The organism is Arthrobacter sp. ZGTC212, from assembly GCF_002929255.1.
Taxonomy (GTDB): domain Bacteria; phylum Actinomycetota; class Actinomycetes; order Actinomycetales; family Micrococcaceae; genus Arthrobacter_B; species Arthrobacter_B sunyaminii.
Genome location: NZ_PJIJ01000002.1, coordinates 764,524 through 778,633 on the forward strand (window position 1 = coordinate 764,524; position 14,110 = coordinate 778,633).

At 65.4% G+C, this 14,110-nt stretch carries 14 protein-coding genes; 4 read left to right on the forward strand and 10 right to left on the reverse strand.

Annotation, left to right across the window (positions count from 1 at the left end; genetic code table 11):
* Positions 1–6: 6 nt before the first annotated feature.
* Positions 7–231: a hypothetical protein gene (locus CXQ89_RS10175; protein ID WP_104161161.1), complete on the reverse strand. Its 225-nt coding sequence runs from the start codon at positions 229–231 to the stop codon at positions 7–9.
* Positions 232–422: 191 nt separating this feature from the next.
* Positions 423–2,060 (reverse strand): ABC-F family ATP-binding cassette domain-containing protein, encoded by a 1,638-nt coding sequence (locus tag CXQ89_RS10180; protein WP_104161162.1) that lies wholly within the window; start codon positions 2,058–2,060, stop codon positions 423–425.
* A gap of 117 nt (positions 2,061–2,177) precedes the next feature.
* Between CXQ89_RS10180 and CXQ89_RS10185 the strand changes: the two genes are divergently transcribed.
* From CXQ89_RS10185 to CXQ89_RS10200, 4 genes are all read left to right on the forward strand, one after another.
* Positions 2,178–3,071: an arginase family protein gene (locus CXQ89_RS10185; protein WP_104161163.1), complete on the forward strand. Its 894-nt coding sequence runs from the start codon at positions 2,178–2,180 to the stop codon at positions 3,069–3,071.
* Between the two features lie 164 nt (positions 3,072–3,235).
* A complete protein-coding gene (locus CXQ89_RS10190; RefSeq protein ID WP_104054138.1) occupies positions 3,236–3,901 on the forward strand; it encodes an SDR family oxidoreductase in 666 nt (221 codons plus the stop codon).
* Complete coding sequence (locus CXQ89_RS10195) at positions 3,898–4,209, forward strand: putative quinol monooxygenase (RefSeq protein WP_104054137.1); 312 nt, start codon at positions 3,898–3,900, stop codon at positions 4,207–4,209. Before CXQ89_RS10190 ends, CXQ89_RS10195 begins: the two co-directional genes overlap by 4 nt.
* A gap of 157 nt (positions 4,210–4,366) precedes the next feature.
* The gene (locus CXQ89_RS10200; RefSeq protein WP_104054136.1) at positions 4,367–4,921 is read left to right on the forward strand and encodes a hypothetical protein; all 555 of its coding nucleotides are present in this window, start codon (positions 4,367–4,369) and stop codon (positions 4,919–4,921) included.
* A 41-nt stretch (positions 4,922–4,962) separates the two neighbouring features.
* On the opposite strand, the gene CXQ89_RS10205 is transcribed toward CXQ89_RS10200, so the two are convergent.
* From CXQ89_RS10205 to CXQ89_RS10240, 8 genes are all read right to left on the reverse strand, one after another.
* Positions 4,963–6,387 carry a cryptochrome/photolyase family protein gene (locus CXQ89_RS10205; RefSeq protein ID WP_374952978.1) on the reverse strand — a complete coding sequence of 475 codons (1,425 nt, stop codon included), beginning with the start codon at positions 6,385–6,387 and terminating at the stop codon, positions 4,963–4,965.
* Between the two features lie 63 nt (positions 6,388–6,450).
* Positions 6,451–6,987, reverse strand: coding sequence for a MarR family winged helix-turn-helix transcriptional regulator (locus CXQ89_RS10210; protein WP_181032326.1), 537 nt, complete (start codon positions 6,985–6,987; stop codon positions 6,451–6,453).
* Positions 6,987–8,699 carry an AMP-binding protein gene (locus CXQ89_RS10215; RefSeq protein ID WP_104161165.1) on the reverse strand — a complete coding sequence of 571 codons (1,713 nt, stop codon included), beginning with the start codon at positions 8,697–8,699 and terminating at the stop codon, positions 6,987–6,989. The genes CXQ89_RS10210 and CXQ89_RS10215 overlap by 1 nt, the downstream gene beginning before the upstream one ends.
* Positions 8,696–9,547, reverse strand: a complete 852-nt coding sequence (locus CXQ89_RS10220; RefSeq protein WP_104161166.1) for an enoyl-CoA hydratase/isomerase family protein — start codon at positions 9,545–9,547, stop codon at positions 8,696–8,698. Before CXQ89_RS10220 ends, CXQ89_RS10215 begins: the two co-directional genes overlap by 4 nt.
* 27 nt (positions 9,548–9,574) lie before the next feature.
* Positions 9,575–11,098: an aldehyde dehydrogenase family protein gene (locus CXQ89_RS10225; RefSeq protein WP_104161167.1), complete on the reverse strand. Its 1,524-nt coding sequence runs from the start codon at positions 11,096–11,098 to the stop codon at positions 9,575–9,577.
* Positions 11,099–11,159: 61 nt separating this feature from the next.
* Entirely contained in the window at positions 11,160–11,936 is a 777-nt protein-coding gene (locus CXQ89_RS10230; RefSeq protein WP_104054130.1) for an enoyl-CoA hydratase, read from the reverse strand.
* Complete coding sequence (gene mmsB, locus CXQ89_RS10235; RefSeq protein ID WP_104161168.1) at positions 11,933–12,961, reverse strand: 3-hydroxyisobutyrate dehydrogenase; 1,029 nt, start codon at positions 12,959–12,961, stop codon at positions 11,933–11,935. The genes CXQ89_RS10230 and mmsB overlap by 4 nt, the downstream gene beginning before the upstream one ends.
* On the reverse strand, positions 12,958–14,109 hold the full coding sequence (locus CXQ89_RS10240; protein ID WP_104161169.1) for an enoyl-CoA hydratase/isomerase family protein: 1,152 nt from the start codon (positions 14,107–14,109) through the stop codon (positions 12,958–12,960). Before CXQ89_RS10240 ends, mmsB begins: the two co-directional genes overlap by 4 nt.
* Position 14,110: the final 1 nt, after the last annotated feature.

Sequence of the window (14,110 nt, forward strand, 5' to 3'; positions counted from 1 at the left end):
ACGCAGCTAGGCGGCGGCGAAGGCCAGTTCGCGCGAACGCACCCTAGCCGGCTGCACCGTGGCGGCGGCAACGCGCTGCAACCGGCGATGCACCAGAATCTCCTTCAGGCACAAAAGGGCCACCGCAGCTACGTTGAGGGCGGCTTTGGTGCCGGTTGACCAGTCGGTCGTGACGCACAGGATCCAGACACTCAGCAGGACGGGCACGTCCATGACGCGCAGGCCCTTCACCGGTCGGTCCTTCCACGCAGTTGCTGCAGTGAAGCCATGATGACTACTCCCCCAAAAAAGACCGAGACTAAAAACCGAGACCACGCAATTAAGCCGCATCCAATGCAGCGCATTCAATGAGGGGCAGGCAAGAAACAAACTGTCGGTAATTATTACCACATTCCGGCCGTGCGCCGGAACTCAGGACATCCTCACTGAATAGTGACGGAACCTCCGCCCACATTCCAGCGGGCATCGAGCCGGACATTTTCCAGCATCCGCCGGTCATGGGACACCAGCAGCAGGGCTCCCTCGTAACTCTCCAAGGCCTCTTCCAGCTGCTCGATGGCCGGCAGATCCAAGTGGTTGGTCGGCTCGTCGAGCACCAGCAGGTTCACCCCGCGCGCCTGCAGCAGTGCCAGCGACGCCCGGGTCCGCTCACCCGGGGACAGGGAGTCCACCCGGCTGGTCACCTGATCGGCCTTGAGCCCAAACTTGGCCAGCAGGGTGCGGACCTCGGCGCTGTTCATTTCCGGAACGGCCGCCTCAAAAGCGTCTCCCAGCGCCATTGCATGGTCCAGCTGCCCTCGGGCCTGGTCTATCTCCCCCACGGCCACTGACGACCCCAGCGACGAACTGCCTTCGGTAGGTTCCAGGCGTCCCAGCAGCAGCGCCAGCAGCGTGGATTTTCCGGCGCCGTTGGGACCGGTGATGCCGATCCGTTCCCCGGCATTGATCTGGACCGAAACCGGTCCCAGCGTGAATGATCCGCGCTGCACCACCGCGTTGTTCAAGGTTGCGACGACGGAGCTGGACCTCGGAGCTGATCCGATGGTGAACTGCAGCTGCCATTCCTTCCGCGGCTCCTCCACCTCATCCAGGCGCGCAATCCGGGATTCCATCTGCCGCACTTTCTGCGCCTGCTTTTCGGAGGATTCCATCGACGCCCGGCGCCGGATCTTGTCATTGTCCGGAGATTTCTTCATGGCATTGCGGACACCCTGGGAACTCCATTCCCGGGTCGTGCGGGCACGCGACACCAAATCCGCTTTCTTGTCAGCGAATTCCTCATACGCCTCGCGGGCATGCCGGCGCGCAACGCTCCGCTCCTCCAAAAAGGCGTCGTAACCGCCGTCGTACACCGCCACCTTGTTCTGCGCCAGGTCGAGTTCCACCACCGTGGTCACGCAGCGTGCAAGGAATTCCCGGTCATGCGAGACGAGGACCACGCCGCCGCGCAAACCCTGAACAAATTCCTCCAGCCGTGCCAGCCCGGCCAGGTCCAGGTCATTGGTGGGCTCATCCAGCAGCACAATGTCGAACCGGCTCAGCAGCAGGGCAGCGAGCGCCACCCGGGCCGCCTGACCGCCGGACAGCGATGTCATCAGCGCCTCTGCGCCCACGTCCAGTCCCAGCTCGGCCAGAACAGCGGGAATCCGGTCCTCGAGGTCCGCGGCACCGCTGGCCAGCCAGTGGTCCAGCGCGACGGCGTAAGCGTCGTCGGCCCCTTTGGCTCCGGATCCGAGGCCCTCAGCCGTGGCTTCCATCGCTGCCGTGGCTGCCGCGGCACCGGTGCGGCGCGCAATGTAACCGGCCACGGTCTCACCTTCCACGCGCTCGTGCTCCTGGGGCAGCCAGCCGATAAAGGCGTCGGCGGGAGCAGTGGACACGCTGCCGGCCAGGGGTTCCGCTGCACCGGCAAGCAGGCGAAGGAGGGTGGATTTTCCGGCGCCGTTGGAACCCACCACGCCCACGACGTCGCCCGGCGCGACAGTCAGATTCAGATGCGAGAAAAGGGTGCGGTGTGCGTAGCCGCCGGACAGATCCCGGGCTACGAGTGTTGCAGTCATACCTCCATCCTATTTTGTTTGCGGCCGCCGGTTTTTCGGCGGTGAAATTTGCCGTGTTGCCTGCCCACCCGTCGCCGTACCCTTATCCGGGGCACCGGTCCGGCGTAAGTTTGGCCCATGAACTCGACCTCTCCCACCGGTCCCGGCGCATTGCGCCTGATCTTTCCGCAGTGGCAGGGCGCCTCCGGGCCCGCCACCCACCAGTTGCATCCGGGGGTGGACGCGCACGACACCCAGTTGTCCTTCAACCTTGGTCCGGCCCTCCTGGAACTGATGGCTCCGGACCATGACGGGGCCACTGCATATGTGCCCGTCAGCACGGACACCACCGACGAGGCGCTGGCAACAGTCGACGGCATCTACGCGCGCGACGCAGTGGTCCGCCAGCTGATGGAGGCACTGAAGATTCTGCGCGACGCGGAACCGACGTCGGTGGTGACCTTCGGCGGCGAGTGTTCGGTCAGTGTGGCTCCCTTCAGCCACTTGGCCTCCGTTTACGGTGACAGCCTTGCGGTGCTGTGGATCGATGCCCATTCCGATACCGGAGTCCCGGGCGATTCCTACACCGGATTCCGTTCCATGGCGCTGGCGACCCTGGCGGGTGAGGGAGATGCCGGAATTATCGCTGAACTGCCGGCGCTGATACCGCCGGCAAACATTCTGCAGGTCGGCCTTCGGCACTGGGACAGCGAGGGCATTGCGGTTAAGGAACGCCTGGGCATCCAAACTGTTGGCATTACGAGCACTCCCCGCGACAACCGCCAGGTACTCGAATGGATTGCCGGAACCGGCGCACAGCAGTTGGCCATCCACATTGACCTGGATGTCATTGACCGCCGTGACTTCACCGGTTCGGTGGGCCAGGACACTGACGGGATGCGGATGTCCGAGCTCGTTAGCCTGGTTGCCGACGCCGCCGCAGTGGCGGATATCGTCGGGCTCAGCCTGACCGAGCATATTCCGATGGAACTGGTGCGGCTCGGCGGCCTGCTGCGGGATCTTCCGGTCTGACGGGACATCAACTGCGGCCGGCGCTGCGCATCGCTACCGCGCCGTTTTATTCCCGCCTCACCGCTGTTCCCGGAAGGCTCCGCGCATAGCGGAACAACTATGCATGAGAACCATCAGCGTGCTTATGGTGGGCACCGACACTGATCCCCATGAAAGGACTCACCATGTCACGCATTGCCATCATCGGAGGCCACGGCAAGGTTGCCCTGCATCTCGCCAGGGACCTGAGCGCCAACGGCCACCAGGTCACCTCGCTGTTCCGAAATCCCGATCACACGGCCGACGTCGAAGCCACCGGAGCCACCGCCGTCGTCGCCGATGTCGAGAATCTCTCCACTGACGAAATTGCGCAGAAGCTCGCCGGCCAGGACGCCGTGGTGTGGTCTGCCGGCGCAGGCGGCGGAACGGCTGAACGCACCTATGCTGTGGACCGCGACGCCGCCATCCGCTCCATGGACGCAGCCAAGGCTGCCGGTGTTTCGCGCTACGTCATGGTGTCCTACTTCGGCGCCGGACCCGATCACGGTGTTCCCGAAGATGACGGGTTCTATGCCTATGCCGATGCCAAGGCTGCGGCCGATGAATACCTTCGCGGCAGCGGACTGGATTGGACCATTCTCGGACCGAGCGCCCTGACCATGGATCCGGGCACGGGAAAGATCGAAACCGGCCCCGGCGTCGAGGGCACCCAGGTCTCCCGCGAGGATGTGGCGCTGGTCGCCGCTGCCGTGCTGGACCGTCCCGCCACCATCGGGCAGACTATCGAATTCAACAACGGTTCGGTTCCGGTCGACGCCGCCCTTGACGCTTTGAAGGAGCAAAACTCATGAGTCTTGTTGTAGTTGCCACGATGGTGCCGAAGCCTGAGTTTCGGGATGACGTGATTGCGACTTTGGAAGACGTGATCGCACGCGTCCACGCCGAGGATGCCGGCTGCGAGGTCTACAGCCTCAACGAGGGACCCGACCGCCTGGTGATGATCGAAAAGTGGGCCAGCCCCGAAGATCTGCAGGCCCACTCGACAAGCCCTGCCTTCCAGGCCCTGACCGCTGCCCTTGAGGGCAAGATGGCGCAAGACATGGATGTCCAGATCCTTCAGCCCCATCCGGCCGGCACTCCCGGCCAGGGCCAGGTTTAGGCTTACAGCCGAGTATTCAGAGGCCCCGAAAACCCCTGCTCTGGGGTATTTCGGGGCCTCTTTGGCATCCCTGTGTGATCAACACCTTCTTTCAGTCCACGCCCGGCCCGGTAAAATTGGTAGAAGAAGCCCGGATTCGTATGAAAGTTAGGAGCCATTGGACCTCACCACCACACTGCGCCGCATTGACTACGGCGAGCCTTCGGAGCACGGCGCAACGACCTATCTCCTGCACACCGCCGCCGGAACGTTTCGCACCCAGCCGGACAACATCCGGCCCCGGTCCCTGGCCCTCGCAGTGCCTGTCAGTTCCGATCTTCCCGCCCGGCCCCGCCTCACGCTGGTGCTCGACGACGAACGGAGCGTCGTGGACTGGCGGCCTGCCATTGAGGAAGAGCAGCCGCCGGGCGAGGTGTCACTGCAGGAGGTTGAGTGGGACGGGCACTTCGGCTTGGCTGTGGACTACTACGACACTGCCGCAGCGGCCGCGGCCGCACCGGACACCCGCTGGGCAGTCGTCCGCAGCGGCCCCGACCGCAGCTTCGTGATCGGCCCCACCGCCGACTATGCCGCAGCTTTCCGAGTAGCCCTGGATCACAATCTCTCCGACGACTACCGCGCTGATACTTTCGACGACAGGTACATGGTGATACAAGCCTCCCTCGCCGAGTGGGCCTGCTACGCCGCCGAGGGCCCGCGCGCTGACAGCTGAGAACGCGCTGACAGCTGAGATCCCGCCCGCTGTGCAGCCGCTCAGCGAATGCTCTCGTACGCCTCGAGCGCGTGCCGGCGGGACTCTTTAAGGTCCACGAGCGGCTCGGGATAGGCGGGTGTCAGTGCGTCAGGCACCCAGCGGGCGATGTAGGCGCCGTCGGGATCAAAGCGCTTCGCCTGCGTTTGCGGATTGAAGATCCGGAAGAACGGAGCTGCGTCCGCGCCGGAGCCTGCGACCCACTGCCAGTTGGCGGGATTGCTCGCCGGGTCTGCGTCCACCAGTGTCTCCCAGAACCATTCCTCGCCCACCCGCCAATGGATGCCCAGGTTCTTGATCAGGAAGCTGGCAGCCACCATCCGCACCCGGTTGTGCATCCAGCCCATGCTCCACAGCTGCCGCTGGCCGGCGTCGACCAGTGGAATCCCTGTTCTGCCGGCCTTCCACGCGTCAAGGGCATCGAGGGCATCCAATTCATCCGGCCGGGACTCCGACGGCGCCGGCACACCCTTCCCGCGCAGGATCGCCGGCGTCTGCGGTCCGGAGCCCTCCGGATGTTCCCAGGGAAACCCGTCGAAGGCGGGCCGCAGGTTTTTGGTCGCCAGATCCGGGTTGTGGAAGAGCTGGTGCCAGCAGAACTCGCGCCAGCCGATCTCGGTGCCGAACACATCGGGGCCGGGTCCGTTCCCGCGGACGCGCGACAGTTCGTGCCAGACCTGGAACGGACTCACATGCCCCCACCGCAGGTACGGGGAAAGCCTGCTGGTGCCGGGCTTCGCCGGGCGGTCGCGGCCGTCGTCGTAATCCTGCACCGGGCCGGCCAGGAAGTCGCTGAGGGCGGACAGGCCGGCTTCCTCACCGGGGGTCCAGGCTTCCGCCAGTCCTGCAGCCCAGTCCGGATGCAGCGGCAGCAGGTTCCAGTCCGCCAGGTTCTCGCCGGCAGGGATGGCCGGTGGAGCAGCGGCTCTCTCCGGCGCCGAGAGGGGTGCCCGGAAATCCATTGCGGAGACGGTCCGCCAGAACGGGGTGAAGACCCGGTAGGGTCCGCCGCCGCCCGTCCGCACGGTCCAGGGTTCGTGCAGCAGCGACGCCTGGAAGCTCTCCGCCTGCACATCCGCACCCGCGGCCCACTCCTTGACCGCGGTGTCCACCTCCCGCTCCGGCCCGCCGTAGCGCCGGTTCCAGAAGATCCGCTCCGCACCAGCCTCCTGCACGAACGCGGGAACAACTCTGCCCGCCGGGCCCCGCAGCAGCACCAGCGGAATGCCCAGGGCCTCAAGGTCTTCCCGCAGGGTCTTTAATGCGTGGTGCAGCCACCACTTCGCGGCGGCCCCCAGCGGACGGATGCCCGGTGACTCCTCATCCAGAACATAGAGGGCTGCCGCGCCGCCGCCATGGACTGCAGCCAGCAGCGCCGGGTTGTCCGCAGTGCGCAGGTCGTCGCGGAGCCAGGCGATAGAGACCACGGGCAGGTCCTTTCCTTGGATAACACGACACTACCCGTGGCCCGGGCGCAATGGCCCCGGCCATTACGGAACTGCCGTTTGGCCCTCGCCTGCGGACTCATCGAAATCTCCTGCCTGGCGCCGGAACCGGGTCAGGATCTCCGTCAGTGCTGTCAGGTCCTCCTGGCCGAACCCCGGACGGGAAAACACCTCCTGGTTCAGCGCCGAAGCGGCCCTGGGCACAAGTTCCCTGCCGGCGGGAGTGATTTCCACGAGCACGGTCCGCCCGTCGGACGGGTGCGGGCGCCGTGCAGCCAGCCCCGCCTGCTCCAAACGGTCCACGGCATTGGTGACCGACGTCGGATGCACCTGCAGTCTTGCCCCTGCCTTCGCCATCGGCAGCGCTCCGGTGGCAGTGAAACTCAGGAGCGCCAGCAATTCGAAGCGGGAGAAGGACAGGCCAAACGGCTTAAGGACACTTTCAACCCGGGTCAGCAGGATCTGGGAAGTGCGCATGACAGCAGTCACTGCCGCCATGCCGGTGGCGGCGTCACTCCACCCGTGTTCCTCCCAGTGTCGCCGGGCCTCGGCTATGGGGTCCTGGACCAGAGGTTTCGGTATCACCCGCGCAGCTCCGGGAACTCGTCATCCCGGTACTCGATCCCGGTCCGCACGGCGCCGCCGTCGCTCTCCAGGGCGCGCAGCTGAACCCGTCGGATCTTTCCGGACATGGTTTTGGGCAGCTCATGGAATTCCAGCCGCCGGACCCGCAGGTACGGAGCCAAATGTTCGCGGGCATACCCAAGGATCGCCAAAGCTGTGTCCCGGTTCGGCTCCCATCCGTCGGCGAGCGCAACGTAAGCCTTCGGCACCGCCAGGCGCAGTTCGTCGGGAGCAGGAACGACGGCGGCCTCGGCCACCGCAGGATGCTCAATCAGGACGCTTTCGAGTTCAAACGGGCTGATCTTGTAATCCGAGGCTTTGAACACGTCGTCGGTGCGCCCTACATAGGTGATGTAGCCCTCCGGGTTCCGGACCGCCATGTCTCCGGTATGAAAATAGCCGCCCTCCATGGCTGCTTGGGTGCGTTCAGGGTCGCCCCGGTAACCGGTCATGAGGTTCAACGGCGTACCGGCAAGGTCCAGGCAGATTTCACCCTCGTCTGCGGCCCGGCCCGTTGCGGGATCGATGAGGACCACCGGAACGCCGGGCAGCGGACGGCCCATGGAGCCCGGGTGCAGCTCGGCGCCCGGAGTGTTTCCCACCAGGGCGGTGGTTTCGGTTTGGCCGAACCCGTCCCGGATGGAAAGCCCCCAGGCCGACTGCACTTTGGAAATCACCTCCGGGTTCAGCGGCTCGCCGGCACCGATGAGTTCACGCAGGTGTTCCGGACGTTCCCCGAGGCTGGATTGAATCATCATCCGCCAAACCGTAGGCGGCGCGCACAGGCTCGTCACCCCGGCCCGGTGCATCTGTTCCAGCAGCGCCGCCGGACGGAACCGTGCGTAGTTGTAGATGAAGATCGTGGCCTCGGCGTTCCACGGGGCAAAGAAACTGCTCCAGGCGTGCTTGGCCCAGCCCGGGGAGCTGATGTTCAGGTGCACGTCCCCCGGCTGCAATCCCAGAAAGTACATGGTGGACAGATGCCCCACCGGATAGGACACCTGGGTATGCTCCACCAGCTTCGGCCGGCTGGTGGTGCCGGAGGTGAAGTAGAACAGCAGCGGATCCGCGGCATCGGTGACAGTTTCCAGCGGGACCGGCTCGGCGGCGTAGGCCTGCGCGTAGTCCAGCCATCCGCTGTGCAGCGGCGCGGCGTCCCCTCCGCCCACCAGGATTCTCTTGTAGGAGCCGGGCACGTCGTCGAACTTCGCTGCATCGCCCGCATTGGCGATCACCCAGCGCGCTCCTCCGCGGCTGATCCGGTCCGCGAGGTCCGTGCTTCCGGCAGCGGAGGCCGTTGGCATGATGACGGCACCCAGCTTCATGGCCGCGAGCATGGTCTCCCACAGCTCCACCTGGTTGCCCAGCATCAGCATCACGGGGTCGCCCTGCTCGACACCCTGGGCCGAGAGCCAGGCGGCTACCTGGTCGGAGCGGCGAACCATGTCATCGAAGGTGTACTTCTGCTCCGATCCGTCCTCTTCCACAATCCACAGGGCACAGGCGGCGTTGCCGCGGGCCATGGAGTCGAACCAGTCCACAGCCCAGTTGAACGGCCCCTCCAGCCGCGGCCAGGAAAAGGATTCCACGGCCTTTTCATAGCTGCCGGACAAGGCCAGCAGCTCGTCGCGTGCGGTACGGAACGTAGTGGTGGCGCTGTTCTGGTTCATCGTGCTTCTTCCTCGTCTTTGGGGGTGCCGGCTGTGATAGTTGATGAGGCGCGGCCCGGACCGGTCCAGGTGAACACCGGTTCTTCCTTGGCCAGGAAGGCGCGGACACCAATGACCGGATCCGGTGCCGCTGCCATGTGCTCCTGCCAGCGGTTGCTGGCCTCCTCCAGCGCGTTCCGACTGCCGGGGACCGCGATAATGTCCACCAGTTCCTTCATCGCCTGCAGGGAGAGCTGGGATCGGCCGGCCAGACGGTGCGCAAAGGAGGCGACGTCGGTCCAAAAATCGGCCTGCGGAATAACCCGCTCCACCAGGCCCAGCCGCAGCGCCTGTTCGGCCGGGACAAAGTCGCCGCTGAACAACAGGTACTTGGCGGCGCCGGGACCGGCCAGCCGGACCAGACGCTCGATCCCGGAGAGCGGATAAACAATGCCGATCTTGGCCGGTGTGATGCCAAAAACGGCCCGGTCCGAGGCCAGCCGGAAATCGCACGCTCCGGCCACCTGCCAGGCTCCGCCCAGGCAATAGCCGTCCACGGCGGCAATGACCGGCTTGGGGAACGCGGCAATCGCCTCCTCCCCCGCCGTGACATCACCGCCGTCGTGCAGTCCATTGTCCGGATTGTGCAGGATGGCCTTCAGATCGGAAATATCCGCACCGGCAGAGAAATCTTCTCCGCCGCCGCGAATAATCACCGTCTTGACGGCGGGATCCTCCGCCAGCGGGGCGAGCACGCCGGCGAACTGCCGCCACATGCGCGAGGTCAGGGCGTTGCGGCGGCCCGGATTGGACATGCTGACCGTGGCCACCGGACCGTCCATCGTGACCTGCAGGGTGCCTTTGCTCATGGAGTTCCCAGCCTGTTCCCCAACGCCTCAGCCGCGCAGCTTAACGTTGATCTGCTTGGTCTGGGTAAACCCTGCCAACATGCCCTCCAGCGACACTTCGCGGCCGATGCCGCTTTGCTTGTAGCCGCCATAGGACTGACCCACCACCTGGCCGCCGCCCTGGTTGACCTGTACCCAGCCGGCGTCGACCCGGTGGGCGGTGTTCAGGGCATTGTCCAGGTTGTGCGACCAGACATAGGCAGCGAGCCCGTAGTGGGAATCATTCGCCATCCGGATCACGTCCTCCGTATCCCGCCATGGAATGGCGACCAGCACCGGTCCGAAAATCTCTTCCTGTGCGAGACGGAAATCGTTGCGCCCCCCGCCAAAGACGGTGGGCAGGTGGAAGTAGCCCTCCGTGAGCGGCCCCTCCGTGGGAACATTGCCGCCCAGCAGGGTCTTCATGGAGCTGCGGCCGTCGTCGAGGTAGCCGCTGATGGAGGAGAACTGGCTGTTGTTGATGATGGCGCCCATGTCCGTGGCCTCATCCAGCGGGTTGCCCACCACCAGGGCGCCCAGCTTCACAGTGAGCCGTTCCAGGACCTCGTCGTAGATGTCCTCGTGCAGGAACAGCCGGGACCCGGCCGTGCAGCTTTGCCCCTGTCGGGTGAAGCGCGAGGCCAGGAGCAGTCCGTCAATGAGGTCCTCGTCCACGGCATCCGGAAAGACGATCGACGGGTTCTTTCCGCCCAGCTCCAGGGACACGTGGGCCAGCCGTTCACCGGCGGTGCGGGCGACGCCGCGGCCCACCTCGGTGGAACCCGTGAAGGAGACCTTGTCCACGCCCGGATGCTCGGCCAGGGCCGCGCCAATGACGCTTCCGCGGCCGGTGATGGCGTTGACGGTTCCGGCCGGAAGGTGCCGGGAACAGATTTCGGCCAGCAGCAGGATGGTGAGCGGCGCGTCGTCGGCAGCTTTCAGGATGACCGTGTTTCCGGCCGCCAAGGCAGCGGGCAGCTTGAATCCGGCAATCATCAGCGGGGAGTTCCACGGCAGGATACAGGCTACGACGCCCAGCGGTTCCAGCCGCGTGTACTGCAGCTGGCCGTCCCCGGCCGGCAGCGTCACGCCCTTAACCTCACCGGCGATGCCGGAAAAGTAGCGGAACAATGCCACCAGAGTGGTGACCTCCGGACGGGCCTGGGTGCGCAGGGCGTTGCCGGTGTCCAGGGCCGTGAGGCGGGCGAAGTCTTCCGCCCGCGCCTCGATGTCATCCGCGATCAGTGACAGCGCCCGCGCCCGGGCGGTGAAGTGGAGGTTGCGCCAGCCCGGAAATGCTTCCCGCGCGGCGCTCACCGCACGGTCAACATCCTCGGGACCAGCCGCGGGAACCCGTGCAATCACGGTTTCCCGCTTGGCGGGGTTCATCACGTCCCGCCAGGAGCCGGAGACGGCTTCCACTGGTTCCCCGCCGATCCACATGGGCTGGTCGACGCCGGACAGAAACGAGCTGTAGTCCGAAGTCTCGTGAGCTTCGGCCGCCGAATCCGACGGAATGTTGAGCTGGGTCATGATGCCTCGTTCTCGAGTGGGATGGGCGGGGAAACTGGCGGTGCTTGTTTAGCGGTGCTTATTAGCGGTGCTTGAAGTCCGGCTTGCGCTTCTCAATGAACGCCGCCATGCCTTCTTTCTGGTCTTCCAGGGCAAAGACGGAATGGAACACCCGGCGCTCCAGACGGATGCCGGAGTCCAGGCTGGTTTCAAAGGCGGCATTCACCAGTTCCTTGCCGAGCATGGCCACGGGAGCGGACATGGAAGCGATCGTCTCGGCGGTGGAGCGGGCGTCGTCGAGCAGGTCAGCGGCCGGCACAACACGGGAGACCAGGCCTGCGCGTTCGGCCTCTTCGGCACCGATGGTCCGACCCGTGAGGATCATTTCCATGGCCTTGGCCTTGCCCACCGCACGGGTCAACCGCTGCGATCCGCCGATGCCGGGGATAACGCCGAGCTTGATTTCGGGCTGGCCAAACTTGGCCGTATCCGCGGCAATGATGAAGTCGCACAGCAGCGCCAGTTCACAGCCGCCACCCAGCGCATGGCCGGCGACGGCGGCAATCACCGGGGTGCGTACGGCAGCCAGGGTGTCCCAGCCACGGAACCAGTTCCCCAGGTACATGTCCATGTAGGTCTTCTCGGACATTTCCTTAATGTCGGCGCCGGCGGCAAAAGCCCGTTCGGATCCGGTGATGACAATGGCGCCGACGTCAGGATCATTGTCCAGCTCCGTCGCGGCCGACACCACGTCCTGCATCATCCCGAAGTTCAGGGCGTTCAGCGCCTTGGGCCGGTTCAGGGTAATGATGCCGACCCGTCCGCTGCGCTCCAGGAGGATGTTTTCGTACTCGCTCATACTGCTCCGCTCTGTTCTGCCGGCTGCTGGCCGGCGGTATCGCTGTTAATGTCACCGGTGCTGTTAGCGTCACCGGTGCTGTTCGTGCCACCGGATCCTGCACGAATGGTTTTGATGACGGCGGAAAAGTCTTCTCCCCCGCTGCCGGATTCCGTAAGCTCCCGGAAAATCTCCCCGGCTCTCCGGCCCAGTTCGGCGCGGACACCCGTGGAGTCCAGCGCATCTGCGGCGAGACCCAGGTCCTTGGCCATCAGGGCCGCGGCGAACCCGGGCCGGTAATCCCGGTTGGCCGGGCTGGCCGGAACCGGACCGGGAACCGGGCAGTTGGTGGTCAGCGCCCAGCACTGGCCGGATGCCGCCGAGGCAACATCAAACAGTGCCTGATGCGTCAGGCCAAGCTCTTCGCCCAGGACAAACGCTTCGCTGACGGCAATCATGGACACGCCCAGGATCATGTTGTTGCAGATCTTGGCTGCCTGGCCGGCTCCCGGCCCGCCGCAGTGGACCACGCGCCCGCCCATCACCTCGAGCAGGGGCAGCGCGGCGGCAAAGTCCTCCTCCGCGCCGCCCACCATGAACGTCAGGGTTCCGGCCTCGGCACCTACCACTCCGCCGGACACCGGGGCGTCCAGTCCGCGGTGGCCGGTCTCCAGCATCAGGGCGTGGGCCGTGGTGGCGTCGTCCACCGAAATGGTCGAGCATTCCAGGAACAGGGCATCGGGAGCTGCTGCCGCGAGCAGACCCAGCATGTCGCCGTCTCCTGACAGGGCATTGAGCACATGCGTTCCCGTGGGCAGCATGGTGATGACGATGCCGGCGCCGGTCACCGCTTCGTCAGCGGAGGCAGCCATTCGAACCCCGGCTGCGGCGGCCTTCTGCGCTGCGGCCGGAACCGGGTCATATCCGGTGACGGAATAACCGGCGGCAACCAGATTGGCGGCCATGGGGCCACCCATGTTGCCCAGCCCGATAAAACCTATCTGCATTCCCTGCTCGTGCGTCTGCGTAGCCTGCTCGTCCGTCATCGCTGCTCCTGGCTGATCAATTCGTCGGTGCTGATCGCTTTGTCGTTGCTGGTCACTGTGTCGTTGGTTCCATGGGCCTTCCGGTGCTCCCACAGGTCGGGACGGCCGTCGAGCGGAGCAAAATAGGAATCGACGTGCCCCTGCCTCACCTCCGCCAGTGTGGCCGGCATCCACTGCGGGCTGCGGTCCTTGTCGATGACCTGGGCCCGGACGCCCTCAGCGAAGTCCGGCGCGGTTAGGGCATGGAGCGAAACGCGGTATTCCTGCTCCAGCACGCTGCGCAGATCCGGAAGATCCCGCGCCCGGCGCAGTGACTGCAGCGTTACCTTGAGCGCCGACGGGGACTTTGTCAGCACGACGGCGGCCGCCGCGTTCGCGTCCCCGGACTCCGAGCGGAGCAGCGCATCAATGATGGTCTCCACATCGTCGTGGGCGAAGCACTCGTCAATCCATTCCCGGGCTGCCGCCAGGGGCGGCTCCGGTGCCTCCTGCGCAAAGTCCTGCAGGACTTCATCTGCCTGCCGGTGCTCCAGCTCAGCGGACAGTTCCCCAAGCCGGGAGCTGTCCACATAAACATCCGCCAGACCCAACAGCAGGGCGTCGGCTCCGGTCATGGTTCCGGCGGTGAGGGCGGCGTGAGTGCCCAGCTCGCCGGGTGCCCGGGACAGCAGGTAGGTGCCTCCGACGTCGGGAACAAAGCCGATTCCCGTTTCCGGCATACCCACTTTGGTGCGTTCAGTGACAACCCGGTGCCGGGCATGCGCGGAAACGCCGACGCCGCCGCCCAGCACAATGCCGTCCATCAGAGCCACGTACGGCTTGGGGTAACTGCTGATCCGGGCGTTGAGTTCGTACTCCTCGGCCCAGAAGTCTGCTGACTCCCTGCCGCCGTTGCCGGCATCACGGTACAGGGCCACAATGTCACCGCCGGCGCAGAGCCCGCGCTCTCCGGCACCGGACAGCAGGACGGTGGCCACGCCGTCGTCGTGCTCCCAGGCGTCCAGTGCTTCCCCGATCAGGGAGACCATATTGGCCGTGAGCGCGTTGATTGCCTTGGGGCGGTTCAGGATGATGTGTCCGAGATGCCCGCGGCGTTCGAGACGGACCTCAGGCTCGGGCGTTTCAGGTGTATTGGGTGCTTCGGTCATT